Source organism: Actinomadura sp. WMMA1423, assembly GCF_006547145.1.
Lineage (GTDB): Bacteria > Actinomycetota > Actinomycetes > Streptosporangiales > Streptosporangiaceae > Spirillospora.
The window spans coordinates 9,336,701-9,362,005 of the sequence record NZ_CP041244.1 but is presented as its reverse complement, the minus strand read 5'-3'; the positions used below and the strand labels follow the sequence as shown (position 1 = coordinate 9,362,005).

21 protein-coding genes and 2 pseudogenes are annotated in these 25,305 nt (G+C 74.9%); 5 read left to right on the top strand and 18 right to left on the bottom strand.

Annotation, left to right across the window (positions count from 1 at the left end):
• Positions 1–21 precede the first annotated feature (21 nt).
• Positions 22–792, top strand: a complete 771-nt coding sequence (locus FKD65_RS43115) for a hypothetical protein (RefSeq protein WP_240809879.1) — start codon at positions 22–24, stop codon at positions 790–792.
• A gap of 28 nt (positions 793–820) precedes the next feature.
• Here the strand turns inward: FKD65_RS43115 and FKD65_RS43110 are convergent, their stop codons facing one another.
• Positions 821–2,422 (bottom strand): adenylate/guanylate cyclase domain-containing protein, encoded by a 1,602-nt coding sequence (locus FKD65_RS43110; protein WP_141585973.1) that lies wholly within the window; start codon positions 2,420–2,422, stop codon positions 821–823.
• A 74-nt stretch (positions 2,423–2,496) separates the two neighbouring features.
• A complete protein-coding gene (locus tag FKD65_RS43105; RefSeq protein WP_141585971.1) occupies positions 2,497–2,991 on the bottom strand; it encodes a helix-turn-helix domain-containing protein in 495 nt (164 codons plus the stop codon).
• 93 nt (positions 2,992–3,084) lie between these two features.
• Between FKD65_RS43105 and FKD65_RS43100 the strand changes: the two genes are divergently transcribed.
• The gene (locus FKD65_RS43100) at positions 3,085–4,473 is read left to right on the top strand and encodes an MFS transporter (RefSeq protein ID WP_141585969.1); all 1,389 of its coding nucleotides are present in this window, start codon (positions 3,085–3,087) and stop codon (positions 4,471–4,473) included.
• Between the two features lie 5 nt (positions 4,474–4,478).
• Here the strand turns inward: FKD65_RS43100 and FKD65_RS43095 are convergent, their stop codons facing one another.
• Genes FKD65_RS43095 through FKD65_RS43085 form a run of 3 tightly spaced genes read right to left on the bottom strand, consistent with a single transcriptional unit; the run spans position 4,479 to position 7,175 of the window.
• Complete coding sequence (locus tag FKD65_RS43095) at positions 4,479–5,876, bottom strand: VWA domain-containing protein (protein ID WP_141585967.1); 1,398 nt, start codon at positions 5,874–5,876, stop codon at positions 4,479–4,481.
• Position 5,877: 1 nt separating this feature from the next.
• Positions 5,878–6,747, bottom strand: a complete 870-nt coding sequence (locus FKD65_RS43090) for a MoxR family ATPase (protein ID WP_141585965.1) — start codon at positions 6,745–6,747, stop codon at positions 5,878–5,880.
• Positions 6,744–7,175 carry a hypothetical protein gene (locus FKD65_RS43085; RefSeq protein WP_240809878.1) on the bottom strand — a complete coding sequence of 144 codons (432 nt, stop codon included), beginning with the start codon at positions 7,173–7,175 and terminating at the stop codon, positions 6,744–6,746. The genes FKD65_RS43090 and FKD65_RS43085 overlap by 4 nt, the downstream gene beginning before the upstream one ends.
• A 128-nt stretch (positions 7,176–7,303) precedes the next feature.
• On the opposite strand from FKD65_RS43085, the gene FKD65_RS43080 reads away from it, so the two are divergent.
• On the top strand, positions 7,304–7,648 hold the full coding sequence (locus tag FKD65_RS43080; RefSeq protein ID WP_141585962.1) for a hypothetical protein: 345 nt from the start codon (positions 7,304–7,306) through the stop codon (positions 7,646–7,648).
• A gap of 299 nt (positions 7,649–7,947) precedes the next feature.
• Here FKD65_RS43080 and FKD65_RS43075 read toward each other — a convergent pair whose 3' ends face one another.
• The 11 genes and pseudogenes from FKD65_RS43075 to FKD65_RS43025 all read right to left on the bottom strand — a co-directional run bounded on the left by FKD65_RS43075 (position 7,948) and on the right by FKD65_RS43025 (position 21,880).
• A complete protein-coding gene (locus FKD65_RS43075; protein ID WP_141585960.1) occupies positions 7,948–10,143 on the bottom strand; it encodes an acyl-CoA dehydrogenase in 2,196 nt (731 codons plus the stop codon).
• 76 nt (positions 10,144–10,219) lie between these two features.
• Positions 10,220–11,224: a TerC family protein gene (locus tag FKD65_RS43070; protein ID WP_141585958.1), complete on the bottom strand. Its 1,005-nt coding sequence runs from the start codon at positions 11,222–11,224 to the stop codon at positions 10,220–10,222.
• Between the two features lie 224 nt (positions 11,225–11,448).
• Complete coding sequence (locus FKD65_RS43065; protein WP_205718482.1) at positions 11,449–12,642, bottom strand: glycosyltransferase family 4 protein; 1,194 nt, start codon at positions 12,640–12,642, stop codon at positions 11,449–11,451.
• The gene (gene murJ, locus FKD65_RS43060; RefSeq protein WP_141585956.1) at positions 12,635–14,251 is read right to left on the bottom strand and encodes a murein biosynthesis integral membrane protein MurJ; all 1,617 of its coding nucleotides are present in this window, start codon (positions 14,249–14,251) and stop codon (positions 12,635–12,637) included. The genes FKD65_RS43065 and murJ overlap by 8 nt, the downstream gene beginning before the upstream one ends.
• 463 nt (positions 14,252–14,714) lie before the next feature.
• A pseudogene (locus FKD65_RS43055) lies at positions 14,715–15,578 on the bottom strand (hypothetical protein); the annotation flags it as partial.
• Between the two features lie 4 nt (positions 15,579–15,582).
• The gene (locus tag FKD65_RS43050) at positions 15,583–16,539 is read right to left on the bottom strand and encodes a copper transporter (RefSeq protein ID WP_141585954.1); all 957 of its coding nucleotides are present in this window, start codon (positions 16,537–16,539) and stop codon (positions 15,583–15,585) included.
• Complete coding sequence (gene steA, locus FKD65_RS43045) at positions 16,536–17,774, bottom strand: putative cytokinetic ring protein SteA (RefSeq protein ID WP_141585951.1); 1,239 nt, start codon at positions 17,772–17,774, stop codon at positions 16,536–16,538. Before steA ends, FKD65_RS43050 begins: the two co-directional genes overlap by 4 nt.
• Positions 17,775–17,914: 140 nt before the next feature.
• Positions 17,915–19,621 carry a DNA repair protein RecN gene (gene recN / locus FKD65_RS43040; protein WP_141585949.1) on the bottom strand — a complete coding sequence of 569 codons (1,707 nt, stop codon included), beginning with the start codon at positions 19,619–19,621 and terminating at the stop codon, positions 17,915–17,917.
• A 217-nt stretch (positions 19,622–19,838) separates the two neighbouring features.
• Positions 19,839–20,720, bottom strand: a pseudogene (locus FKD65_RS43035) (NAD kinase); the annotation flags it as partial.
• A 112-nt stretch (positions 20,721–20,832) separates the two neighbouring features.
• On the bottom strand, positions 20,833–21,636 hold the full coding sequence (locus FKD65_RS43030; protein WP_141585945.1) for a TlyA family RNA methyltransferase: 804 nt from the start codon (positions 21,634–21,636) through the stop codon (positions 20,833–20,835).
• Positions 21,629–21,880 (bottom strand): hypothetical protein, encoded by a 252-nt coding sequence (locus FKD65_RS43025; protein WP_141585943.1) that lies wholly within the window; start codon positions 21,878–21,880, stop codon positions 21,629–21,631. Before FKD65_RS43025 ends, FKD65_RS43030 begins: the two co-directional genes overlap by 8 nt.
• A gap of 114 nt (positions 21,881–21,994) precedes the next feature.
• On the opposite strand from FKD65_RS43025, the gene FKD65_RS43020 reads away from it, so the two are divergent.
• Positions 21,995–22,336 carry an SCP2 sterol-binding domain-containing protein gene (locus tag FKD65_RS43020; RefSeq protein ID WP_141585941.1) on the top strand — a complete coding sequence of 114 codons (342 nt, stop codon included), beginning with the start codon at positions 21,995–21,997 and terminating at the stop codon, positions 22,334–22,336.
• 43 nt (positions 22,337–22,379) lie between these two features.
• Here the strand turns inward: FKD65_RS43020 and FKD65_RS43015 are convergent, their stop codons facing one another.
• Both FKD65_RS43015 and FKD65_RS43010 read right to left on the bottom strand, forming a co-directional pair.
• Complete coding sequence (locus FKD65_RS43015) at positions 22,380–23,381, bottom strand: HAD-IIA family hydrolase (protein ID WP_141587434.1); 1,002 nt, start codon at positions 23,379–23,381, stop codon at positions 22,380–22,382.
• A gap of 56 nt (positions 23,382–23,437) precedes the next feature.
• Positions 23,438–23,881 (bottom strand): tetratricopeptide repeat protein, encoded by a 444-nt coding sequence (locus tag FKD65_RS43010; RefSeq protein ID WP_141585939.1) that lies wholly within the window; start codon positions 23,879–23,881, stop codon positions 23,438–23,440.
• A 72-nt stretch (positions 23,882–23,953) separates the two neighbouring features.
• On the opposite strand from FKD65_RS43010, the gene FKD65_RS43005 reads away from it, so the two are divergent.
• On the top strand, positions 23,954–25,303 hold the full coding sequence (locus tag FKD65_RS43005) for a DUF1015 family protein (protein WP_141585937.1): 1,350 nt from the start codon (positions 23,954–23,956) through the stop codon (positions 25,301–25,303).
• The last annotated feature ends 2 nt before the right edge of the window (positions 25,304–25,305 follow it).

Below are 25,305 nucleotides of genomic sequence, written 5' to 3'. Positions count from 1 at the left end.
GTCCAGAGCCGGGAGGGTGCGATGCGGCGCAGGGCACCGCTCGCGCTCCTGCTGTGCGGGGCCGTCGCGGGGTGCGGCCAGAACGCGCGCGGCGCGGACGTGCCGCCGCCGGTCGCGCCCCCCGCATCGGCCCCGGCCGTGAGCGCGCCGTCCGCGACCTCCGTCCCCACGGCCACCGGCGGAGCCGCGCCCGGCGATGCCCCGGCCGACGGTGCGCCGGCCGGCAACACCGCCCCGCTCGGACGGGTCCGGGGGTGGCGCATCACCACCTACTACACGGCGCGGGAAAGCCTCTACCACGGCGAACGCGAGGCGGTTCGCGGCTGCGCCCGCTTCCACTGCTCGCACGGCAAGGCGCCGCTCGGCTCGTACCCGAAGGACTTCCTCAAGATCGTCCAGACCGAGGGCAGCGGGCGCATCACCGAGGGGCCCCGGGCGGGCCGCTACCTGAACTGGTCGCACAGCGTCGGCTTCTGGCTGGACGACACGACCCGCGACTCGCGCGGCCGCCCGCTGCGGCCGTGGGCGTCGGCGGCGGCCGACAGGTCGGTCCTCGCACGGGGGCAGCGGTTCGCGATCGTCGACTGCGGCAGGGAGGGCAACGGCCGCGCGGTCGAGGACGAGGTGTGCGCGGCGTTCCGGAAGGCGCGCTGGACGGTCACCGACCTGTTCCGTCCCGGATACGGCGGCGAGGACCACGCCGACGTCTACATCGGCGAGGAGAAGGGCTCGCGGCTGGCCGATTCGCCCTTCTACACGACGCTGAGCCGCGCCACCCTCGGGCCGGCCTAGGAGGCGGCGCGCCGCAGCGCCCGAGAGCCTAGGACGGGACGCGCTCGGCCGGGCGCGGTGAGGCGAGGCGCGTCGCCTGAGTCCTCCCCCGGAGGGTGACCTCGTCGCCGAGCGACCAGTGCGCCGCCTCCTCCGGCCCCGCCTCGGCGAGGAGGGAGCCCGCCGCGAGCACGCGCCCGGGGGTGTTCTTGGCCAGGTCGGTGAGGCGGGCCGCCTCGTTCACCGGGTCGCCGATCACGGTGTACTCGAACCGCTCCTCCGCGCCGATGTGCCCGGCGACGGCCTCGCCCGCCGAGACGCCGACGGCGGCGCTCAGCGCCGGGACGTCCGCGCGCAGCCGGCGGGCCAGCTCGCGGGACGCGGCGAGCGCGCGGGCGGGCGCGCCGTCCAGCGCGAGCGGCGCCCCGAAGATCGCCAGCGCGGCGTCGCCCTCGAACTTGTTGATCCAGCCGCCGTGGTCGCCGACCACCTCGACGACCACGGCGAAGAAGTCGTTCAGCAGCCGGACGACCTCGGCGGGCGGGCGGTCGGCCGCGAGCCGGGTGGAGCCGATGATGTCCACGAAGAGGACCGCGACCTCGCGCAGCTCGCCGCCGAGGTCGATGCCGCGCTCCACCGCGACGCGCGCGACGTCCGCGCCGACCTGGCGGCCGAACAGGTCGCGCAGCCGCTCGTGCTCGCGCAGCCCGGCGGCCATGTGGTTGAACCCGGCCTGCAGCAGCCCGACCTCGCTGGCGTCGTAGACGGGGACCTCGACGTCCAGGTCGCCGCGCTCGATCCGGGCGAGGCCGAGCCGCACCGACTCGACCGGGTCGGCGATGGCGCGGGCGGCGCCGTAGGTGATGCCGAGCCCGACGACCAGCGCGATGCCGCCGAGCGCGAGGACGGCGACGGCGAACTCCCGCACGGTGATCCGCGCGATGAGGAAGGAGCCGACGGCGAGGGTGATCAGTCCGAGGATCGGTACGGCCGTCCCGAGGCCCCAGGCCAGCACCGAGCGGGCGACGACGCCGGGCAGCCCGGTGCGGCGCGGCATCTCGCTGCGCAGCGCCGTGGTCACCGCACGCCGCAGCAGCCGCTCGGTCAGCAGGTAGACGACCGTGCAGGTGGTGAGGCCGCCGAGCAGGCTCGTCAGGCCCAGCTTGACGGCGAGCAGGCCGGAGAACGGGGCGTTGATGACGACCCAGCCGACCGTCCCGATCCCCCACAGCGTCAGGTGCAGGGCCATCAGCCGCAGCGGCCCGTACAGCAGCAGGGAGCGCTCGTGCCGGTCGGGCTCGTCGTGCCGCTCCACCATGCGCCGGACGCGGCGGAAGAACCGCTCGCCGAGGATCAGTCCGACCGGCACCGCGGCGGTGACGTACAGGGTGAACACGACCAGGTTGATGAGCCGGAGCCGCTCGGACACCGCGCCGACGGGGTCGGGGACGACGACGGCGAACGCGAGCACGACCAGTGCCCCGCCGAGGTTCGCCAGGCCGGTGGAGATCCGGACCAGCACCCTGGCCCGGTGGGCGATCTGGGCCCGGGTGTCGTCCGGGCCGCCGTCGATCAGCCGCCACAGGGGACCGAGCATGCTCCCCGGGCGGCGCCTGGTCCGGGGATCGGGCCTCGCCCATTCGGTCGTCATGAGCGAGGACATTATCCGGTCGAAACCCTACAAACCTCACCGCCGGCGAACGACCCGGGCGAGGGATTGCTCACTCAGGTGCGGATAGGCTCCAGCAGCCGGTGCGGTTTGCGCAGGACCATGCTGACCGGGTCGGTGCGGCGGCGGACGCCGGGCCCGGCGTGGATCTCCAGCTCCTCCGGCCGGACCTGCCTCCCGCACACGGCGCAGTGCCCGTCCGGGCCGATCTCGGCACCGCAGGCCAGGTGGACGAAGACGCGGCACGGCTCGGCGGACAGGTGGTCCTCCGCCCAGCGGGCGAGGGTGTGGACGACGGGCCACAGCTCCTTGCCCATCGCCGTCAGGACGTAGTCGTGGCCGTCCTTGACCAGGACGCCGGCGTCCACGAGCGACTGGAGCCGCGCCGACAGCACCGCGCGGGGGATGTCCAGGTGGACGAGGAAGTCGCTGAAGCGGCGCACTCCGTAGAAGGCGTCACGGACGATCAGCAGCGTCCAGCGCTCCCCGACGACCTCCAGCGCGCGGGCCAGCGAGCAGTCCTGCGCCGCGTAGTCCTTGCCGAGTGCCATGCCCACACAGTACCCGCCCGGGGGTTCATTGACTGAACCCCTTCGTGCTACGGTCGGCCCGGTCAGTTCGTTCAATGAACTTGGAGAGACCGCATGACGACTCTGGCGACCCCCCGCACCGCGCGCAGCGCGCCGGGCACCGCCGCCGCGCTGGCACTCCCGGCCGCCGCCACCCTGCTGGCCCTGATGAACTACTGCGCCCCCGCGGCCACGCTGGCCGACACCGCGCGCGGGCTGCACGCCGGGGCGTCCGCGCAGATCTGGCTGATGAGCTCGATCAGCCTCGGTCTCGCGGCGGCGCTGCTCGCCGCCGGCAGCCTCGCCGACGACCACGGCCGCAAGCGCGTCTTCGTGGTCGGCGCGGTGGCGCTCGCCGCCTCCAGCGTCGCGTGCGCCCTCGCGCCGAACTCCGCGGTGTTCATCGCGGGCCGCGTCGCGCAGGGCGCGGCGAGCGCCGCCCTGCTGGTGACCGGGCTCGGCATCATCGGCGCCTCGTTCGCGCCGGGGCCGCGGCGCGCGCGGGCGACCGGCATGTGGGGGGCGATGGTCGGGCTCGGCATCGCGCTCGGTCCGATCGCGGCGGCCGTGCTGACCTCCGCCGGAGGCTGGCGGCTGTGGTACTGGGCCACGGTCGCCGCGTCCGCGCTGCTCGCGGCCGCGGCGGTCCGCGCGCTCACCGAGTCGCGGGCCGACCGCCCGCGCGGCGTGGACGTGCCGGGCCTCGCCACGATGAACCTCGGCGTGGCGGCGCTGGTGGCCGCGATCACCTGGGGCCGCACCGGCTGGACGGCCCCGGGCGTCCTCGCGCTGTTCGCCGCCGCGGCGGTCCTGCTGGCCGCGTTCGTCCTCGTCGAGTCGCGGCGGCGGGAGCCGATGGTCGACCTCGGGCTGTTCCGGCGCCCGGCGTTCCTGCTGTCGGTGACCGGGGCGCTCGTCACCGGGCTCGCCGTGATCGGCGTGATGACCTACCTGGCGACGATGATGAGCCTGGTGATGGGCCTGTCCCCGGTCTCGGCGGCGCTGGTGCTGGCGGTCTGGTCCGCGCTGTCCTTCGTCGTCGCCCTGCAGGCGCACCGCCTCCCGGCGCGGCTGCCCGTCCGGCGCCTGCTGGCCGCCGGGTTCGCGCTCGCCGCCGTCAGCGAGCTCGCGATGGTCGCCATGTCGCCGGACGCGCCCTGGTGGCGGCTCGTCCCGGGCCTCGCCCTCGCGGGCGTCGCGAGCGGCCTGACCAACGCGATGCTCGCCCGGCTGGCCGTGGAGAGCGTCCCCGCCGACCGCGCGAGCATGGGCGCCGGAGCCAACAACACCGCCCGCTACATCGGGGCGTCGCTCGGCGTGGCGATCGTCGGGGCCATCGCGACCGGCTCCGGGCACGATCCGGCGTCGCTGGCGCACGGCACGAACGTCGCGATGGGCGTCTCGGCCGCCACCGCCCTCGCCTACGCCGTCCTGGCCCTGGTGATCCGGGAGCGCGCCCGCTGAACCCGCTAGGCCAGTTCCTCGATGAAGGCGGCCAGCTGGGTCAGGTTCCGGCACTCGTACATGGGGATCAGCTCGCCGTAGCGGGACGCGGCGGAGTCGCCGGTGTCCCACTGGGCGCGCGGCTCGGGATTGAGCCAGTACGCGTGCCGGGCCCGGTCCGCCATCGACCGCACCACCGGCAGGGACAGCTCGCCGTAGTTGGAGCGGGCGTCCCCGAGGACCAGCAGGGACGTCCTGGAGGTGACGGCGTCGCGGTACCTGTCGTCGAACACCTTGAAGGCGTGGCCGTAGTTGGACCGCCCGGTGATCCACACGAGGTCGGCCTCGGCGGCCAGGCGGGTCATCGCGTCGGCCACGTCCGCGCCCGGTGCGAAGTACTTGGTGATCTCGTCGGTGGCGTCGATGAAGGCGAACGCGCGGACCTTGCTGAACTGCTCCCGCAGCGCGAACGTGAGCAGCAGCGTGAAGTGCGCGAACGCCGACACCGAGTCGCTGGCGTCGCACAGCACGACCAGCTCGGGCCGGTGCGGGCGGCGCGGCCGGTGGTGGGTGGTGAGCGGCACTCCCCCGCTGGCCAGGGACGCGCGGACCGTCCGGCGGAAGTCGAGCCTGCCGCGCCGCCCGTGCCGCTGCTTCTGCACGAGCCGCGACGCGAGCTTGCGCGCCAGCGGGTACACCTCGCGGCGCAGCGCCTCCATCTCGGCGCGGGTCGCGCCGGCGAAGTCGAGCCGCTCCAGCGGCGGCCGGACGGCGATGCGCGCGGTCCGCTCCACACCGGTGTCCTCGGCGATGCGGCGCCGGACCTCGCCCGCGACGAGGTCGGAGAAGCGCGCGATGCGGTCGCGGAACGTCCGGCGCGCGACGCGCTCGGCCATGCCGCCCCGCTCCCGCCCGGTCAGGACCGCCTCCAGCAGCCGCGCCATCAGCGTCTCCGGCGACAGGGCGCTCAGCACGCCCGAGGAGAACCACGACTCCTGCCCCGGCGTCCGGCCGTACTCCGCGACGGCCAGACGCGCGAACTGCCGCAGTCCGGCGTCGTCCCCCGCGAGCAGGAGGTCGGCCAGCTCGTCTCGGCGCCGCTGCACCCGCGGGTCGAGCGCGGCCGGGACGGGGCGGCCCTCGCCGTCCACCGTCCGGGCCGGATCCTCGGCGTCCCGCGCCGCTCCCGTGCCGTCCCCGACGGCCGCCGGAAACCACAGGTCGAAGAGCGTGTCGAACGTCGGTCGGTGCTGGGGCCTCTTGACGACCGTCGCCGCGTAGGCGGCGCGCAGCGACTCGCGGTCGAGCAGGTCGACGGCCTGCAGGGCGCGCACCGCGTCGAGCCCCTCGGCGACCGACACCGGCAGCCCGGCCCGCCGCAGCTCCGCGACGAAACCGGTGTGCCGGTCGACGAGTGAGGCCATGTCAGCCGCGCAGCCCGAGTTCCTTGGCGGCGCGCTCCTGGTCGGAGACGTGCTTGAGGACGACGCCGAGCGTGCGGCCCACGGCGGCCTCGTCCAGGTCGTCCAGGCCGAGGGCGAGCAGGGTGCGCGCCCAGTCGACGGTCTCGGCGATCGACGGCGCCTTCTTGATCTCCAGGTCGCGCAGCGTGCCGACGGTGCGGACGAGCTGCTCGGCCAGCTCCGCCTCGATGCCCGGCACCTGCGCGAGGACGATGTCGCGCTCCCGGTCGGGCGCCGGATAGTCCAGGTGGAGGTACAGGCAGCGGCGCTTGAGCGCCTCCGACAGCTCCCGCGCCGCGTTCGAGGTGATCAGCACGAACGGGCGGCGGACCGCCGACACCGTCCCGAGCTCGGGGATCGTCACCTGGAAGTCCGACAGGACCTCCAGCAGCATGCCCTCGACCTCGACGTCGGCCTTGTCCGCCTCGTCGATGAGCAGGACGGTCGGCTCGCTGCGCCGGATCGCCGCCAGCAGCGGCCGCTCCAGCAGGAACTCCTCGGAGAAGATGTCGTCGTGGGTCTCCTGCCAGGCGCGGTCCGAGGGCGCGGCCTGGATGGCGAGGAGCTGCTTCTTGTAGTTGAACTCGTAGAGCGCGCGGGCCTCGTCCAGGCCCTCGTAGCACTGCAGCCGGATCAGCTCCGCGCCGGTCGCCGCCGCCACCGCCTTCGCCAGCTCCGTCTTGCCGACCCCCGCCGGCCCCTCCACCAGCAGCGGCTTGCCGAGCGCCTGCGCCAGGTACACGGTCGTGGCGATCGACTCGTCCGTGAGGTAGCGGACCTCGGCGAGCCTGCGCGCCGCGTCGGCCGGCGAGGCGAACATCGCGTCGGTCATCCCTTGCCCTTCCGTGCGACGGCCTTCTTGTAGGTCTGGTTGGTCCCGGCGAAGACGAACGACGCCTTGTCCTCGCTGAGCGCGACGCCCCAGTAGGACGCGGTCTTGGGGTCGCCGCCGTTCCACGAGAACCGGTACTTGCCCGCCCCCTCGGGAATGGCCGTGCCGCTCCACAGCTTCTGCCTGCCCCGCACCCACACGCCGCTGCCGTCGGCCCGGAACTGGAAGTAGTCCTTGGACGTGCTGATCCAGCGCCCCACCAGCGGCTTCACGTCGGCGGGCCGCACCGCCGGCAGCGGCGCCAGCGTCGTCGGCGACGCGGACGGCGCCGCGTCCGCGGCCTCCTTCTCGCCGCCGCAGCCCGCGAGGGCCAGCCCGGCCGCGGCGGCGCAGGCGGCGAGGACGGTCGAACGGGCCCGCACTGTCACGGAGACCTCCGGATTTCCTGGGACAAGAGCGGAATCCTACCCGCGCGTCCGCTCACACCTGAGGGGTAGCCCGCACATGGCACCGAGGGGTGACGCCTCCGCCGGGTGATTCCGCCTATAACGGTGTCATGACGACCCCACGACTGCCGCGCGAGGACCTCACGGCGGCCATGGCGGCCCGGCGCGAGTTGGGGCCCGACTACGACGACGCCTTCCTCGAGACGGTCGTCGACCGCATCGAGCAGACCCTCGACGCCCGCGCGGCCGCCGCGCCGCGCCCCCGGCGCAGTGCCCAGGCCCCCGAACCCCGCCGCGGCGAACGAGACCACAGCCTGGCCCTGGCGATCCTGTCGCTGCTCGCCGCGATCCCGCTCAGCGCGATAGGCGTCGTCAACGCGGGCCTCCCCGGCCTCATCTTCGCCCTGGCAGGCGTCGTCCTGATCAACTTCACGTACAACTTCCGAAGGTATTAACCCAGGGGGCTGTGTCTTCCCAGGGGGGCGACCCCCTGGAACCCCCGTTGCGAGCCGGGCTGTGCTTGCCCAGGGGTAGCGACCCCCCTGGAACCCCCCGTTGCGAGCCGGGCGATCCTCACGCCACGGTTTCGGTTTCCGTGCCCGTGCGGGTTCGCGCGTGGCGCTGCGGTCGCCCGGCTCGGCGGGTCGGGCGACCTCCAGGCGCTTAGAGCGCCTTCCGGCCGCCCAACCCGCGTCCCAGCTCAGGTCCACTCCAACAGGGTTTTGGAGTGGCACGTCCAAGAGCGTTGGGTTGGTTACTTGCCCGGTTCGGGGTCTCTTGGGAGGCCCAGGATTCGTTCTCCGATGATGTTCAGCTGGACCTCGGTGGTGCCGCCGTAAATGGTCATCGCGCGGCTGAACAGCATCGCGCGGCCGACGATGCCGCTCTCGGCCATCGGGACCTCGGTGGCGGCGGCCGCGCCCTGCGCCGCCCAGCAGTAGTCGGCGACGTCCTGGTTGAACTGGACGCCGAGCAGCTTGCGGACGCTGGCCTCCGCGCCCGGCTCCACGCCGTTCAGCTGCTTGAGCGTGGTGCGCAGGCCGAGCAGGTCGATCGACTGGCCCTGGGCGACGAGCCTGCCGACCTCGGCGGCCGCGACCGCGTCGAGGTCGCGGTCGGCGAAGAACCGCAGCAGCTCGTCGACGCCCATGCCGAGGCCGCCGCCGGTCGACAGCGACACCCGCTCGTTGGACAGGGTGTTGCGCGCGACCTGCCAGCCCCGGTTCACCTCGCCCACCACGCGGTCGTCGGGGACGAAGACGCCGTCCAGGAAGACCTCGTTGAACAGCGCGTCGCCGGTCAGCTCGCGCAGCGGGCGGACGTCCACGCCCTCGGACTTCATGTCCACGAGGAAGTAGGTGATGCCGTCGTGCTTGGCCGCGGAGGGGTCGGTGCGGGCGATGCAGAAGCCCCACTCGGCGTGGTGGGCGAGCGAGGTCCAGATCTTCTGACCGGTGAGCCTCCAGCCGCCCTCGACGCGCTCGGCCTTCATCGACAGCGACGCGAGGTCCGAGCCCGCGCCGGGCTCGGAGAACAGCTGGCACCACACGATCTTCCCGCGCAGCGTCGGCCGCAGGAACCGCTCCTTCTGCTCGTCGGTCCCGTAGCGGACGAGTGAGGGCACCAGCCAGGCGCCGATCCCGAGGTTCGGGGTCCTGACCTTGGCGGCCCTCAGCTCCTGCTGGATGAGGATCTGCTCGACCGGTCCCGCCTCGCGGCCCCACGGCTGCGGGAAGTGCGGGACGGTCCAGCCCTCGTCGCCGAGGCGCTCGGCCAGCGCGTCCTTGTCGTCGATCGCGGCCAGCTCGGCGATCTCGGCGCGGATCCGCTCGCGCAGCGGCTGGGCGTCCTCGTCCAGCTCCAGCACGACCTCGCGGCGCCCGCCCGCCAGCGCCAATGAGGCGATCTTGGCGGCCCAGCCCTTGGACGAGCCGAGCAGCGACCGCAGCGTGAGGGCGCGGCGCAGGTAGACGTGGGCGTCGTGCTCCCAGGTGAAGCCGATGCCGCCGAGGATCTGGATGGCGTCGCGGGCGGTCTGCACGCCCGCGTCGAGCGCGATGACGGCCGAGACGGCGGCGGCGAAACCGGCTTCCTCGGTGCCCTCGTCCAGGGCGCGGGCCGCGTCCCAGGCGGCGGCGCGGGCCTGCTCCAGCGCGATCAGGCTGCGGGCGGCCTTGTGCTTGACGCCCTGGAACTGCCCGATCGGGCGGCCGAACTGCTCGCGGACCTTGGCGTACTCGGCGGCGGTGCCGACCAGCCAGCCGGCGAGGCCCGCGGCCTCGGCGCCGAACAGCGCGGCGGCCAGGTCCTTGACGCGGCCGGTGGTGAGGCCGTCCAGGACGCGGTCGGGGGCCACGGCCGCGCCGGACACCTCGACGGACGCCACGCGGCGGACCCGGTCCAGGCTCGGCACCGGGGTGACGGCGAGGTCGCCGGCGTCGACCGCGACCCACTGCTCGCCGTCGTCCACGGCGACCGGCAGGACGAGCACGTCGGCGAGCGCGGCGCCGAGGACGGTGCCCGCCGTCCCCGTCACCACGAGCGAGTCGCCGTCGCGGCGGCCGGTCAGCTCGCCGTCCAGCGCGACGGCCGCCGTCCGCGAGCCGTCGGCGAGGCCCGGGAGCAGCTCGGCGCGCAGCTTGGCGTTGCTGGAGGCGTCGATGACCGTGCTGGCGAGCACGGTCGGCAGGAACGGCCCGGGCGCGGCGGCCCGGCCCAGCTCCTCCAGCACGACCGACAGCTCCAGCAGGCCGAAGCCCTGCCCGCCGTGCTCCTCGTCCAGGTGCAGGCCCATCAGGCCCTGCTCGGCGAGGGCGGGCCAGAAAGCGGGCCTGGCCTCCTCGTCCGCGTCCAGCGCGGCCCGTACGGCCGCCGCCGGAATGTTGCGCTCGGCGAAGCCGCGCACCGAATCGGCGAGCGCCTCGTGCTCCTCGGTCAGCCCGATGGCCATGCGTCAACCCTCTCTCGACCGTTTTGACCGAGATTCTAGAACAGCATTCGGATGTTGTGGGGACGCGGTCCCGCTCTCAGCCCTCGCGTGTCGCCCCGGTCTCCGTCTCGGCGGCGGGTTCGGCCTTCGCGAGCGGCTCGCCGGAGCGCTTCGGCCCGGCGGCGAGGCTGGCGACGGTGGTGGCGACCAGGGTCCCGGCGATCACGGCGAGGGACAGCCAGATCGGAATGTCGGGCGCCCAGCCGACCCCGTACTCGTGGAGCGCGTGCAGGACCAGCTTGACACCGATGAAGCCGAGGATGAACGCCAGCCCGTGTCCGAGGTAGACGAGCCGGTCGGTGAGCCCGCCGAGCAGGAAGTACAGCTGGACGAGGCCCATCAGCGCGAACGCGTTGGCGGTGAAGACCAGGTAGGGCTCGGTCGTCAGCCCGAAGATCGCGGGGATGGAGTCCAGCGCGAACAGCACGTCGGTGGAGCCGATCGCGATCATCACGATGGCCATCGGGGTGACCACCCGGCGCCCGCCCTTGCGGGTGGTGAACCGGCTGCCGTCGTACTCCTCGGAGGTGGGGATGACGCGCTTGGCCCAGCGCAGCAGCGCGTTCTCCTTGAACTCGTCCTCGTCGCCGCCGCGGACCAGGCCGATCGCCGTCCAGATGAGGAAAGCGCCGAAGATGAAGAAGACCCAGGTGAAGGTCGAGATGGCGGCGGCGCCGACCGCGATGAACGCGCCGCGCAGCACCAGCGCGATCACGATCCCCGCCATCAGCACGGTGTGCTGGGCGTGCTTCGGCACCGCGAACCGGGCGAGGATCACCATGAACACGAAGAGGTTGTCGACGCTGAGGCTCTTCTCGGTGACGAAGCCGCCGAAGTACTGCGCGGCGTACTCCCCGCCGGAGAACAGCCAGACGCCGAGGCCGAAGAGCACGGCGAGGCCGATGTAGACCACCGACCAGAACGCGGCGCGGCGGGTGGTGAACTCCCGCGTGTCGTTGCGGTGGATCAGGAAGAGGTCGGCTGCGATGATCGCGAGGATCACCGCGATGGTGGCGCCCCAGACTAGGGGTGAGACTGACAACGTGAACACCTCCGGCGGACATGAGACGAGCGCCGGAGGTCTCTCCCGCCCTGGACTCGGAACGGGCCGCGGAACCCGGGCCGGCATGGGCCGGCCGTATTGACGAGAACCGCGCGCAGGGATACTCCCCTCCGTTACCTGCTTCAACGCGGCCCGCGCGGGGCCGGTTCCCCGGCCCGTGATTTTTTCGGTCCCGTCCCGAACCTGGGCCCGGGAGGCCGCGTCTAAGGCGCGGTCAGCTCCAGGTACAGCTCCGCGAGCTGGTCGACGGCCTCGTCCTCGCCGGGCAGCAGCGCCGACCGCCGGGCGGCGGCCGAGCCCAGCCTCGCGGCGAGCGCCGGATCGTCCAGGACGCGGCTCACCGCGCGGCCGAGCGCCTCGGCGTCGTTCGGCGGCACCAGCAGCGCCGCGTCGGACTCCGGCCCCTGGAGCAGCTTCCCGCCCTCGGGCCGCTCCTGCGCGCCCAGCATGCCGGGGATCCCGCCGACGCGGGTCGCGACCAGCGGCCGGCCCGCCCGCAGGATCTCCTGGACGACCAGCGGCTGCCCCTCCCACACGCTCGGCACGACCGCCACGTCGCAGGCGGCGAACAGCCCGGCGACGTCGGAGCGGCGGCCGAGCAGCCGGACGGGCAGGTCCTCGGCCTCGATGCGGGCGCGCAGCTCGTCCTCCAGCGGCCCGTCGCCGGCGATCGCGACGAGCGGCGGCGGCGTCCGTCCCGCCCACACCGCGGCGGCGTCCAGCAGCGTCGGCAGGCCCTTCTGCGCGGCGAGCCGGGCCACGGTGACGACCAGCGGCCGCTCCCCCGCGCCGAGCTCGGCCCGCAGGTCGGCGCGGACGGCGGGGCCGGGCGGGGCCTGCGGCGCGGGCGCCGGGACGATCGCGTGCCCCACCGAGCGGGCGCCGAGCGCCCGCATCCGCTTCTCCAGATCGGGCGAGACGCCGAGGACGCGGGTGGCGCCGCGCGCCACGACGCGTTCCAGCGCCCCGTAGACCGCGGCCGTGAAGCCGCCGGTGATGACGGCGTTGTGAAGCGTGACGACCAGGGGCGGCCCGCCCCGCGCGAACCGCAGCGGGCCCGGCACGACGCGCGCGCACGCCGCCGCCGCGAGGGCCCCGGCGCGCAGGCCGTGGGCGTGGACGACGTCGGCGCCGCGCAGCAGCCGGCGAAGCCGGGCGACGGCCCTGGCGTCCCCCGCGGGGCGCGGCCGGTCGGCCAGGTCGACCTCGGCGAACCGGGCGCCGACGGCGCCGAACCCGAACAGCTCCTCGGTGGCCGCGGGCCCGCACACCGCGACGCGGGCGCCGCGTTCGACCAGGCCCTCGGCGACGGACCGGACGTGGCGGCCGACGCCGCCCGCGCTGGTGCCGAGGACGAGCGCGACGCGCAGCCCGTCCAGCTCCTGCCTGTCAGACATTGCGGACGACCTTCCGGCTGAGGACGGCCCGCAGGTCCCGGCCGTCGATCACGAATGCGATGATCAGGAAAACGGCGCCGGCGACCAGCGCGGCGAGCGCCCCGGTCCCGACGTTGCGCAGTTCCCCGGCGGGGCCCGTCCCGCCGAGGCCGAGCAGCGCGGCCGTCGCGTACCCGGCGGCCCCGCCCGCGGCGCCGCCGAGCACCCCGGCGGCCAGCGCCCGCGGCAGGCCGCGCACGGCCGCGGCGCCCCTCGCGCGCACCAGCGTCACGACCAGCAGGACGCCGGCGACGGTCATCCCGGCGGCGTTGCCGACGCCGAGCGCCGCGACGACCCACTGCCGGTCGACCGACAGCACCAGCGCGACCTCGGCGACCATGACGACGGTCCAGCCGGTGACCACGGCGGCGGCGCCCATCCGCCCCCGGTGGCAGGCGTACAGGACGCGGCCGAGGTGCGCGACGAGCCCGTAGCCGAGGAGGCCGGGCGCGAACGCGAGCACCGCGCGCGACAGCACCTCCTGCTGGTCGGGGTGGCCGGGGTTGAACACCGCCGCGACGGGGACGGCGACGGCGGCCAGCGCGGCGGCCCCCGCGCACGACACCAGGACGACCGCACGGGTGGTGGAGGCGGTGACCTGGTCGAAGCGCTCGTGGTCGGCCGCGCTCATCCGCGCCGACAGCAGCGGGAACGCGCTGGTCGCGATCGGCACCGCGAGGATCGCCCACGGCAGCAGGTAGACCGCCCACGCGTACTGGTAGTTGGCGAGCGCGCCGCGGGTGCCCTGCGAGCTGAGCCGGACGATCAGCAGCGTCGCCAGCTGCTGCGCCGCGACCGTCGCGACCCCGGCCACCGCGAGGCGCCGCACCCGCCGCGCCACCCCGTCCGGGAAGCGCAGGGCCGGCCGCAGCCGCAGCCGCAGCCGCCACGCCGCGACCGCCGCCGTGGCGGCCATCGCGACGCCGCCGAGCGCAGTCCCCACCGCGAGCGTCAGTTCGGCTCCGAGCGGGAGCCCGGCCAGGTCGTTCTCGTGCCCCCTGCCGAGCGGGGCGTAGGCGACGTAGGCGCCGATCACCACGACGCTGGAGACCAGCGGCGCGAGGGCGGGCGCGACGAACCGGCGGTGCGACTGCAGCAGCCCGTAAAGGACGACCGCGATCCCGTACATCACCATCTGCACGGACTGGATCGCCAGCATGTCGCCGCCGACCCGCACGACCTCGCCGCGCGAGCACCCCTGCGGGTTCTGGGCCACCGCCAGCTCCATCAGCGGATGGGCGAGCAGCGCCATCAGCACCGACAGCGGCACCATCAGCACGACGATCCAGGTGAGCAGCGCCGAGGCGATCCGGCGGACCTCCTCGCGGTCGCCGCGCTCGGCGGGGCCCGCGAGGACGGGGACGACCATGCTGGCCAGCGCGCCGCCCGCGACGATCTCGTAGACGCTGCTCGGGAGCTGCGTGGCGCTGAAGTACGCCTGGCTGAGGCAGGAGGTGGTGACCGTCTGGGAGAAGGCGTAGGTGCGCCCGAACCCCGCCAGCCGCGCCAGCACGGTGATGACCGCGATGACGACGGCGGCGCCGGCGAGCCCGCCGGCGAGCCGGCGCACGCCCGGCCGCCGCCGGGCCGGCGGTGGCGCTTGTGAAGGGGGCACGGTAGGCGAAGGCACGCTCGTCGAGGTCTGCGGGGGGCCGGGGCGGCTAGGCGGGGTCGGCGACGCCGTCGCCCGCCGGGCCCGCCTGCGGCGGGACGGCCGGACGGTACGCGTCCTCGGTGCGGGGCTTGCCGGCGTCCGGCCCGACGGCGGCGGCCTCCACGTGGCCGGCCTCCACGTGCCCGGTCTCCACGTGGCCAGGGTCCGCATAGCCGGATTCCGCCTGGCCGGATTCCGCGTAGCCGGGCTCCGCCTGGCCGGGCTCCGCCTGGCCGGAGTTGGCGGCCTCCGCGTGGCCGGGCTCCGCCTGGCCGGGGTTGGCGGGCTTCGCGTGGCCGGGCTCCGCGTGGCCGGGGTTGGCGGCCTCCGCGTTTGCGGTGTCCGGCTCCGTGTCGCCGGCGGGGGTCGGCGCGGGGACGGCGGCCGGGCGGCGGCCCAGCATGTCGACGCGGTTCAGCACCGGGCTGCCCGCGATGACCTTGGTGAAGCTGACGAACTCGCTGGCGGCGTTCAGCCCGGCGATCCCGGCGAGGACGGCGAGCCGCGGCCCCCGGCCGAGGCGGGTCGCGGCGAGGCCGAGCAGCGCGCCGAGCGCGTTGGCCCCGGTGTCTCCGAGCATCGCGCGCTCGCCGAGGTCCTCGGGCAGCAGCGCGGCGGCGGCCCCGAGCGGCGCGGCCGCCACGGCGGAGCCGGACCGCGTCAGCGCCAGCGGCGTCCCCGCGATGAGGCCGACCTTCACGGCCCGCCCGGGCCGCAGGTCGAACAGGTTCATCAGGTTCGCGGACCCGGCGATGAGCGCGCCGTTGAGGAGGGTGTCGAACGCGCGCCCGGTGCGGGTCGGGGCGGGCGAGCCGGCGACGGCGGCGGCGGCGAGCCCGGTCGCGCCGATGCCGAGGATCTTCACCGCGCCGCTGGTCACCTCGCCGCGCGCGAGCGCGGTCAGGTGGCCCTTGAAGCCGCGGGAGGACGCCGAGCCGGCGAGGTCGTCGTAGCCGCCGAGCGCGCCGGACCCCGCGCCCGCGAGCAGCGCGGCGGCGCGCATCCGGGCGGTGGCGCCGGGGGCGAGCAGGCCGGCCGCGGCGGCGCCCGCGACGAACGCGGGGCCCTCCAGCAGGGTGACCGGCTCGCCGCGGTGGTTGGTGCGGCCCCAGACCTGCTCTCCGGGCAGCCCGTTCAGGCCGGGGGGACGGCTCGTCAGCGCGGCGTAGGCGGCGCGCGCCGCCACCGCGCCGAGGCCGGCGCCCGCCGCCAGCCGCGTGCCCCTGGCGATGCCTCGTCCCATCAGGTCACCCGTTCTTCCCCGCCGTGGGCGCGGGCGAGGGCAGGTAGCCGCTCACGCCGGCGCCCGTGCCGTACTGCCCGGACTTTCCGCCGATCTCGTTCTGCAGCGCCAGGATCGTGACGACCTGGCCGGACGCGGTGTCCACCACGTCGACGGTGGAGACCGAGTCGGCGGCGTCGGAGTCGCGCAGCGCCGCGATCAGCCCGCCCTCCTGCGCGGAGGTCGACGGGCCACCGACGACGGTACCGCGCCCGGCGCCGTCGAGTGCGGAGGCCAGCGAGATCAGTGCCTTGTTGTCGTCGCCGCCGCCGTCGTAGGCGTACGGGGCGGCGGGGGCGACCATGACGGCGAGGGTGGCGTGCTGGCCGGGCTTGCCGCTGGTGGTGATGTACCCGGCCTGCTTGAAGCCGTTGAGGACGGCGCCTCCGGCGGCGTCCTCCCGGCCGGACTTGGCGGGGTCCTTGGTGACGAGGGCGGCCGCGAGGACCGCGCCCGCCTTGCCGTAGGCGCCCGCGTTCTCCGGGAACTCCACGTCGTCGGTCTTGAGCTGCGTGGCGAGCTCGTCGACGGTGGCCTGCTGGTCGTCCTTCAGGAGCTTGCTCTGGATCGTGACGCGCCCGGTGACGGCGGCGCCGGAGTCCTTGGCCAGCCGGCTGACCTGCTCGATGCTGTCGTTGCCGGCGCCGGGCGTCTCGACCAGCACCACGGACTGGCCCTTGAGCCGGTCGGCGACGATCTGCGGCGAGAGCGCCTTGGTGAACTGCTCGTCGCCGTTCAGCTGGTGCTGGAGGTCGCGCTGCGCCAGCCGGGCCTGCTGGGCCGTCTTGGCGGCCGAGTTCGCCTGCTGGCGCAGGGTGTCGCTCACCGAGTTGGACAGCGTGGTGGAGCCCAGCACGATGCCGAGCGCCAGCGCGAGGAAGATCGCGACGATGGAGACGAGGTGGTATCGGAAATCGATCACGTGAAGAGTCCGGTCAGCCAGAAGAGGAAGGCGTGCCAGCGGTCGGCCAGCAGGGGACTGATGACGTCCCCCGCCGGGGACATGGCGACGGCGGTGACGATGGCGATGAACGCGCCGAGGACGAGGAACAGCAGCGACCAGGTGGAGATCCGGCTGCGGTAGAGCCTGCTGACGCCCTTGGCGTCGACGAGCTTGCTGCCGACGCGGAGGCGGGTGAGGAACGTGCTGGCCATGCCCGCGCGCCCCTTGTCGAAGAACTCCTCCATGTTGGCGTGCGTGCCGACCGCGACGATCAGGGTCGCGCCCTTGTCGTCGGCCAGGAGCATGGCGATGTCCTCGCTGGTGGCGGCGGCGGGGAACACGACGGCGTCCTTGCCCAGCTCGTGGACGCGCTTCAGGCCCGGGGCGCGGCCGTCCCGGTAGGCGTGCACGACGAGTTCGGCGCCGCAGGTGAGCGCGTCGTCGGAGACCGAGTCCATGTCCCCGACGATCATGTCGGGGCGGTAGCCGGCCTCCAGCAGCGCGTCGGCGCCGCCGTCCACCCCGATCAGCACGGGGCGGTACTCGCGGATGTAGGGGCGCAGGGTGGCGATGTCCTCGCGGTAGTGGTAGCCGCGCACCACGATCAGGGCGTGCCGCCCGGCGATCTTCGTGGCCACGTCGGGGACGCCGACGCCGTCGATGAGCAGGTCGCGCTCGCGCTTGACGTACTCCATCGTGTTGGCGACGAACGCCTCCAGCTGGGACGCGAGCCCGGCCTTGGCCTCGGTCAGCGCCTCCGCGATGGTCTCGGCGGTCTGCTCGGTGCCCTTGGCGACGACCTCCTCGCCCCGGTGCACGGCGGTCCCCTCGACGCGGACCTGGTCGCCCTCGTGCAGCTTGCTGAAGATCTCCGGGCCGACGTCGTCGAGCAGGGGGATGCCGGCCTCGATCAGGATCTGCGGGCCGAGGTTCGGGTACCGGCCGGAGATGCTGGGCGCGACGTTGACGACGGCGCCGACCTCGCGCGACACCAGCGCCTCGGCGCTGACGCGGTCGAGGTCGACGTGGTCGATCACCGCGACCTCGCCGGGCTGGAGCCGCTTGGTCAGGTCCTTGGTGCGGCGGTCGAGCCGGACCGTGGCGCTGACCCCTGGCCGCCCGTCGTCGCGCCCGCGACCCAGCGTGAGCACGCGCCGGGGCAGTCTCTGGGCCAGCCGGACGCGTCGCTCTGCGGTGGGTGACGACTCGTTCATCAACTGCCATCCTGCCAGAGCACGGGAGCGGACACCGGAAAGGACGACCTTCCAGGCGTGTTCGTTCAAACACTCTCTGCAATCTTCGCCGGGGCCGACCGGGGCCCGCTCCGGCGCTGACGTGGGGCCTTCGCCCGCCGCTACCGCTCGTCGGCCGCCATGGCGAGCAGTTCCTCGGCGTGCGCCCGGCCGAGCTCGGAGTCCTCCAGCCCGGCGAGCATCCGCGACAGCTCCCGGACGCGGCCCTCCCGGTCCAGGGCGGTGACGCCGCTGCTGGTGACGGTGCCGTCGTCGGACTTCTCCACCAGCAGGTGCTGGTCGGCGAACGCGGCGACCTGCGGCAGGTGCGTGACGACGATCACTTGGGCGTTGCGGGCCAGCCGCGCCAGCCGCCGCCCGATCTCGACCGCGGCCTTGCCGCCGACGCCCGCGTCGACCTCGTCGAACACGAACGTCGGGACGGGGTCGGCGCCCGCGAACACGACCTCGATCGCCAGCATCACCCGGGACAGCTCGCCGCCGGAGGCGCCCTTGTGCAGCGGCAGCGGCGGCGACCCGGGGTGCGGGGCGAGCCGCACCTCGACCTCGTCGACGCCGTTGGGGCCGTAGTCCCCGGTCGGTTCGACGGTGACGACGACGCGGGCGTGCGGCATGGCCAGCGCGGTCAGCTCCTCGGTGACGGCCTCGGAGAACCGCTCGGCGGCCCGGGTCCGGACCGCGGTCAGCTCCGCGGCCTCGGCGGAGAGCCGCTCGGTCAGCTCGGCGTGCTCGGAGCGCAGCTCGTCGATGCGGTCGTCGTCGCCCTCCAGCTCGGCGAGCCGGGCCGCGGACCTGCGCGCCCACTCCAGGACCTCGGTGACCGTCCCCTCCGTCCCACCGTACTTGCGGGTCAGCGCGGTCAGCTCGGCGCGCCGCTCCTGGACGGCCGCGAGCCGCGCCGGGTCGGCGTCCACGGACTCGGCGTAGGACGCCAGGTCGGTGCCGACGTCGGAGACCAGGTAGCCGGCCTCGGTGAGCCGGTCGGCGAGGGCCGCCAGCTCGGGGTCGTGGTCGCGGACGGCGTCCAGCGCGTTGCGGGCCTGGCCGAGCAGGCTGGTGACGTTGGCGGCCTCGAACGCGGCCGCGGGGTCGCCGAGGAGGGCCTCGTGGGCGGTGTCGGCGGCGCCGCGCAGGGCGTCGGCGTGCCCGAGGCGCTCCTCCTCGGCGGCGAGGTCGGTGTCCTCGCCGTCCTTGGGGTCGACCTTCTCGATCTCCTCCAGGCCGAAGCGGAGCACGTCGGCCTCCTGGGCCCGCTCGCGCGCCCGGGTGGTCAGCTCCTCCAGCAGCGAGCTGACCTGGCGGTGCCGCTGGTAGGCCTTGGTGTAGGCGCGCATCGGCTTGGTCAGCGAGCCGCCCGCGTACCGGTCGAGCGCGGCGCGCTGCCGCGACGACTGCAGCAGCCGCTGCTGGTCGGACTGCCCGTGCACGGCGACCAGGTCGTCCGCCAGGGTGATCAGCACGCTGACGGGGACGGACCGGCCGCCGAGGAAGGCGCGGGAGCGGCCCTCCGCCGACACCGAGCGCGTGACGATCAGCGCGCCGTCGTCGAGCTCGCCGCCGGCGTCCTCGACCCGCTCGACCACGCGGCCGCCCGGATCGACGACGATCCGGCCCTCGACCGTGGCGCGTCCCGCGCCGGGCCTGACCCGCTGGGGGTCGGCGCGGCCGCCGAACATCAGCCCGAGGCTGGTGACCACCATGGTCTTGCCCGCCCCGGTCTCCCCCGTCACCACGTTGAAGCCCGGCGACAGATCGAGCACGGCCTCGTCGATCACCCCGAGGCCCTGGATCCGCACCTCATCGACCATCGGACGCACCAGCGTCACAACCCTCCGCAACCAGATCCCCGATCAGCGCCTGTGGAGATTATCCCCTCTGCCCGCCCGCCGCCTCCCCGTCCGGCCCCGGGGCCGCCCCCTCGGGCGGGAAGCCGGGCCCCGGGTAGCCGGCGATCCCGCCCGCCGCGGGGGCGTCCCCGACCTGGGAGTCCCCGAGCGGCGGGGACGGCCGGGACGGCTGGCGGACCCGCCCGCGCCAGCCCGTCACGGGCAGCCCGAACTTCGTGACCAGGCGGTCGGTGAACGGGGTGAGGTGCAGCCGCGCGAGCCGGACCGGCTCGGCGCCGCGGCGGACCTCCACCCGCGCGCCGGGCGGCAGGTCGAGCGTGCGGCGCCCGTCGCACCACAGCACCGCCCGGGGCGTGCCGGGCAGCACCTCGACCGCGACCGACGAGCGCGGCGACACCACCAGCGGCCGCGCGAAGAGCGAGTGCGCGCTGAGCGGCACGACGAGCATCGCCTCCACCTCCGGCCACACGACCGGGCCCCCGGCGGAGAACGCGTAGGCGGTGGAGCCGGTCGGGGTGGCGCACACCACACCGTCGCAGCCCCAGTTGGACAGGGGCCTGCCGTCGATCTCGGCGACGACCTCCAGCATCCGCTCCCGCTCGGCCTTCTCGATGCTGGCCTCGTTCAGCGCCCACGTGGTGCCGAGGACGGTGCCGTTGCGGCGGGCGGTGACGTCGACGGTCATGCGCTCCTCGACGTCGTAGCGGCGGGTCACGACGCGGTCGACGGTGGCGGCGAGGTCCTCGCGCTCGGCCTCGGCGAGGAACCCGACGTGGCCGAGGTTCACGCCGAGCAGCGGGGTGCCGGAGGAGCGGGTGAGGTCGGCGGCGCGCAGCAGCGTCCCGTCGCCGCCGAGGACCATCACGACCTCGGCGCCGTCGGCGGCCGCGGCGCTGCTGGGCATGACCTCCACGCCCGTGCAGCCGATGTCGTCGGCCTCGCCGTCCAGGACCCGCACGCAGATCCCGGCCTCGCTGAGCCGCTCGATGACCAGCTGCGCGCTGCGGACGGCCTCGGGCCGCCCGGTGTGCGCCACGACCAGCACCGACCTTCTGCTCATGCTCTCGCCCCACTCCCCGACGCCCTCCGGTGTACGGACGTCTCGACGAACGCCCACGCGCTGGGCGTTCCCGGTTCGGACGCCCTCTGTACGCGCGGCGCGCCGCCGCCGCTCACTGAGGGCCCTCCGCGATGGCCTTCGCCAGGGCGTCCTCGTCCAGCGGCGGGGCTCCCGCCCGCAGCCACAGGAAGTACTCCACGTTGCCGGACGGCCCTGGGAGCGGGCTGGCCGCCACCCCGAGCACGCCGAGGCCGAGCGTCGCCGCGTGCGCGGCCACGCCGCGCACGGCGCCGGCGCGCAGCTCCGGGTCGCGGACGACGCCGCCCGCGCCGACCCGGTCCTTGCCGACCTCGAACTGCGGCTTCACCATGACGGCGTAGTCGGCCTCGGGGGCCGCGCACCGCTGGACCGGGCCGAGCACGAGCTTCAGCGAGATGAACGACAGGTCGCCGACGACCAGGCTCGGCGGCGCCCCGCCGAGCATCCCGGGCTCCAGATCGCGGATGTTGACCCTCTCCATGACGGTGACCCGGTCGTCGGTGCGCAGCGACCAGGCGATCTGCCCGTACCCGACGTCGACCGCGTACACGTGCGCGGCGCCCGCGCGGAGCAGGACGTCGGTGAACCCGCCGGTGGAGGCGCCCGCGTCGAGGCAGACGCGGCCCTTGGCCTCCAGGCCCCGGAACGCCTCCAGCGCGCCCGCGAGCTTGTGCCCGCCGCGCGAGACGTACTCGGGGCCGCCGCCGTCGTCGGCCACGACGATCGCGGCCCCGGCCTCGACCTGGGTGGCCGCCTTCACCGCGGTCTGCCCGCCGACGCGGACCCGGCCGCCGGCGATCAGCTCCCCGGCCTGCTCGCGCGAGCGGGCCAGCCCGCGGCGCACCAGTTCGGCGTCCAGACGGCGCCGGCTACTCACGGGGGCGCAGGGCGTCGGGGAAGGCGGGCCGGGGCGGCGGCACGGGCCGCTCGTCCTGGCCGGCGGAGGCGAGGAGCTCCTGGAGCCGCTGGTGGACGTCCTCGAAGACCTCCACGTGCGCGGGGACGGACCGCCCGCCCAGCTCGCCGAGGAGGGCGACCGCGGCGTCCACGCGCGGGTCGCCGGTCGGGTCGGGCGGCGGCGCGGCCGGGAACTCCGGCTCCTCCGCGGCCTCGTCGGACATCACGTTTACCTCCCGTTGCCTCCGGAGCGCACGCGACGGGTCGCCTCCGGCTCAACATGAACGCTACCGTCCCTGGACGACATCGATGCCGGACGAACGGGGAACGGCCTGACCATGGCGAACGAGGAGGAGTGCCGTGCGGCGCTGGAGCGTATCGCGGCGCGCCTGGGGAATGTGGACGCCGACCGGCTCGCCGAGCACGTCGTCGAGCGGACGATCAGCTGCCGTGTCGCGGACCTCGGGCTGGCCTACCGCACCCGGCTCCACGAGGGCGGCCTCGACCCGTTCGAGCCCGACGACGACCCCAAGGCCGCGCAGGTGCGCCTCACGGTGGACAGCGACGACCTCGTCGCCATGGCCTTCGACGAACTGAACCCGGCCAAGGCGTGGACCGCCGGGCGCCTGAAGATCGAGGCGAGCATCTTCGACCTCCTCCGCCTGCGCAAGCTCCTCTGACCGGGGGCCGTGCCACGGTCGGCCGTGGCGGATCCCCCGGCCTTCAGAGCGAGAGGGTCTCCAGAGCCGCGGTGAACGCCTCCGGCGGCGGCGGCTCCTCGCTCTCCCAGGCGGCGGAGGCAAGGGCGCGGAGGCCGTCGTAGGGGTCGCCGGATCCGCTGAGCGCGAACGCGCCGTCGTCGCGGCGCGCCGTCCAGCCGCCGCAGCGGTGGGCGCCGTCCTCCAGGACGGTCTCCGGGTGCGGGACGAGCAAGCCGGACAGGTCGGGCGCGAGGTAGGTGGGGCGCCGGTGGGGCGGGGCGGTGAGCGCCTCCAGGTGGGCGGTGACCCCGGTGAAGACGAGCAGGCTGTCGGCGTCGCCGTTGTAGGCGCCCTCGATGTCGGTGTCGAGCCGGTCGCCGACCACGAGCGGGCGCTCGGCCCCGGTGCGCAGGATCGACTCCTGGTGCAGCGGCCGCTCGGGTTTGCCGGTGATGATCGGCTCCACGCCGGTGGCGGAGCTGATCACGCGCAGGAGGGCCCCGTTCCCGGGGTTGGGCGGCCCCTCGTCGCCGGGGATGGTCAGGTCGCCGTTGGACCCGACGAACAGGGCGCCCATGCTGACCGCCCGGGTGCCCTCGGACAGCAGCCCGTAGCCGATGTCCGGGTAGAACCCCTGGACGACGGCCGCCGGCCGCCGCGACGCCGTCGACACCGGGCGCAGGCCCCGCTGGTAGAGCGCGTGGCGCAGCCCCATGCCGCCCACCACGAGCACCTCGGACCCGGCGGGAAGGCGTTCGGCCAGCAGGCGGGCGGCGGCCTGCGCCGAGGTCACCACGTCCTCCGCCTCCGCGGGGACGCCGACCTCGTTGAGCAGCGCCGCGACCGCCGACGGCGTCCGCGACGCGTTGTTGGTCACGAACGCCAGGCGCTGCCCCGCCGCGCGGGCCTTGGCGAGCGACTCCGCCGCCGCGGGGACGGGCCTGCGGCCGACGTAGACGACCCCGTCCAGGTCGAGCAGGGCGACGTCGTACGCCTCGCTCAGGGGACGGTCGCTGCCTTTCATCGCGCTCCTCATGCCTGGGATCGTACGGGGGTTATTACCGGCGGGTAAGGGGCGGGTCAGCGCCGGGCCGCCAGCGTGGCCCTGGCGTGCCGCAACGCGCGGGCGTAGTCCTGGTTCTCCGGGCGCATCGCCGCGGCGAGCGCGAGATGCTCGACGGCGGCCTCGAACTCGCCCATCCGGCTGAGCGACAGCCCGAGCCCGAACCGCGCGTAGTCCTCGGCGGGCTCCTCCTCCACGATGCCGCGAAAGCTCTCGGCGGCGGCGCCGAACTGCCGCGCCCCGAACTGGGCGCGGGCGAGCGCCTCGCGGATGCTGTGCGACTGCGGCTCGGCCTCGGCGGCCCTGGCCAGCAGCTGGAGCGCCGCCGCGGCGCTGCCCGCCCGCAGCAGCTCCAGGCCCCGCGTGTACCACTCGTAGACGCCGCCCTGCGGCGAGGCCGCGTCCCCGTCCGGGTCGTCGCCTGGGGAATCCTCCGGCCGTCCGGGTCCTTGAGTACTCATGTGGACCTCCCCTCGGACATCGATCACTACGACCGTACCCGCCGCGCCGCCGGACGCCATGCGCTGAATAGCATGCCCAGCGTGGACGACGACCTCTCCTCCGGCACGGACCCGGAGGAGTTCAGCGCGCGGATCTTCGGGACGGCGGCTCCGCGGACGGGCGGCGGCCTGGAGCTGGCCCCGTTCCGAGGCGTCCGCTTCGTCCCGGAGGTGGCCGGCGACCTCGCCTCGGTGACCATGCCGCCGTACGACCTGATCGACGAGGCGGCGGCGCTGCGGCTGCTGGCGGAGGGCGGCCACAACATCATCCGGCTCAACCTCCCGCGCGCCGCCGGGGAGACCTACGCCGAGGCGGGCCGGCGGCTGCGCCGCTGGCTGGACCGCGGCGCGCTCACCGTCGACCCCGACCCGGCCCTGTACGTCTACGAGGCGGCCCGCGGCGCGACGGTCCTGCAGCGCGGCCTCATCGGCGGCCTCGGGCTGCGCGCGGAGTCCGAAGGCGTCGTGCTGCCGCACGAGAACGTGTTCCCCGGCCCGGTCCGCGACCGCCTCGCGCTGATGTCGGAGGCGAACGCCAACCTGGAGCCGATCTTCCTGGTGTACGAGGGCGGCGGCGACGCGGCCCGCGTCGTCGACGACGCCGCGGCCGGGGCACCGCTGATGGAGTTCGACGCCGACGACGGGCTGACGCACCGGCTGTGGCGCGTCACCGACCCCGCCCTGCACGCGCGGGTGGCCGCCGACCTGCGCGGCAAGCAGGCCCTCATCGCCGACGGCCACCACCGCTACGCCACCTACCGCGCCCTCCAGGCGCGCCGCCGCGCGGCGGGCGGCGGTCCCGGCCCCTGGGACGCGGGCCTCGCCCTGCTGGTCGACTCGACCCGGTACCCGCCGCACCTCGGCGCCATCCACCGCGTGCTCCCCGGCCTCCACCCGGACGCGGCGCTGGACAAGGCACGCCAGGTCTTCCACGTGTCCTCCTTCCTGAAGGAGGAGGCCGCCCTGGGCGCGCTCGCCCGCACCGAGGGCCCCGCGTTCCTCCTCGGCGGCGGCGACTCCCTGCACCTGCTCACGGGGCCGGACCCGGACGCCCTGCGCGACGCCATGCCGTCCGGGCACTCCCCGCGCTGGCGGGCGCTCGACACCGCCGTCCTCGACCATCTCCTGATCGGCGGCGTGTGGGGCGTCCCGGAGGACGAGAACACCGTCGAGGTGGTCCACGACGACCCGTCCGCGGCCGTCGCCCGCGCCCGGCGCACCGGCGGCACGGCCGTGATCCTCAACCCGCTCCAGGTCGAGGACGTCCTGGCGGTCGCGGGCGGGGGCGAGCGCGTGCCCCGCAAGTCGACCTCGTTCGGCCCCAAGCCCCGCACGGGCCTCGTCCTGCGCCTTCTCGACCCCGACGGCCCGCAGGGGCCATGATC

Excerpts from the sequence above, each read along its gene's own strand:
- FKD65_RS43115 (WP_240809879.1), top strand. The coding sequence starts at position 22 with ATGCGGCGCAGGGCACCGCTCGCGCTCCTGCTGTGCGGGGCCGTCGCG.
- FKD65_RS43110 (WP_141585973.1), bottom strand. The coding sequence starts at position 2,422 with ATGACGACCGAATGGGCGAGGCCCGATCCCCGGACCAGGCGCCGCCCG.
- FKD65_RS43105 (WP_141585971.1), bottom strand. The coding sequence starts at position 2,991 with ATGGCACTCGGCAAGGACTACGCGGCGCAGGACTGCTCGCTGGCCCGC.
- FKD65_RS43100 (WP_141585969.1), top strand. The coding sequence starts at position 3,085 with ATGACGACTCTGGCGACCCCCCGCACCGCGCGCAGCGCGCCGGGCACC.
- FKD65_RS43095 (WP_141585967.1), bottom strand. The coding sequence starts at position 5,876 with ATGGCCTCACTCGTCGACCGGCACACCGGTTTCGTCGCGGAGCTGCGG.
- FKD65_RS43090 (WP_141585965.1), bottom strand. The coding sequence starts at position 6,747 with ATGACCGACGCGATGTTCGCCTCGCCGGCCGACGCGGCGCGCAGGCTC.
- FKD65_RS43080 (WP_141585962.1), top strand. The coding sequence starts at position 7,304 with ATGACGACCCCACGACTGCCGCGCGAGGACCTCACGGCGGCCATGGCG.
- FKD65_RS43075 (WP_141585960.1), bottom strand. The coding sequence starts at position 10,143 with ATGGCCATCGGGCTGACCGAGGAGCACGAGGCGCTCGCCGATTCGGTG.
- FKD65_RS43065 (WP_205718482.1), bottom strand. The coding sequence starts at position 12,642 with ATGTCTGACAGGCAGGAGCTGGACGGGCTGCGCGTCGCGCTCGTCCTC.
- steA (WP_141585951.1), bottom strand. The coding sequence starts at position 17,774 with ATGAACGAGTCGTCACCCACCGCAGAGCGACGCGTCCGGCTGGCCCAG.
- recN (WP_141585949.1), bottom strand. The coding sequence starts at position 19,621 with ATGGTCGATGAGGTGCGGATCCAGGGCCTCGGGGTGATCGACGAGGCC.
- FKD65_RS43025 (WP_141585943.1), bottom strand. The coding sequence starts at position 21,880 with ATGTCCGACGAGGCCGCGGAGGAGCCGGAGTTCCCGGCCGCGCCGCCG.
- FKD65_RS43020 (WP_141585941.1), top strand. The coding sequence starts at position 21,995 with ATGGCGAACGAGGAGGAGTGCCGTGCGGCGCTGGAGCGTATCGCGGCG.
- FKD65_RS43015 (WP_141587434.1), bottom strand. The coding sequence starts at position 23,381 with ATGAAAGGCAGCGACCGTCCCCTGAGCGAGGCGTACGACGTCGCCCTG.
- FKD65_RS43010 (WP_141585939.1), bottom strand. The coding sequence starts at position 23,881 with ATGAGTACTCAAGGACCCGGACGGCCGGAGGATTCCCCAGGCGACGAC.
- FKD65_RS43005 (WP_141585937.1), top strand. The coding sequence starts at position 23,954 with ATGCCCAGCGTGGACGACGACCTCTCCTCCGGCACGGACCCGGAGGAG.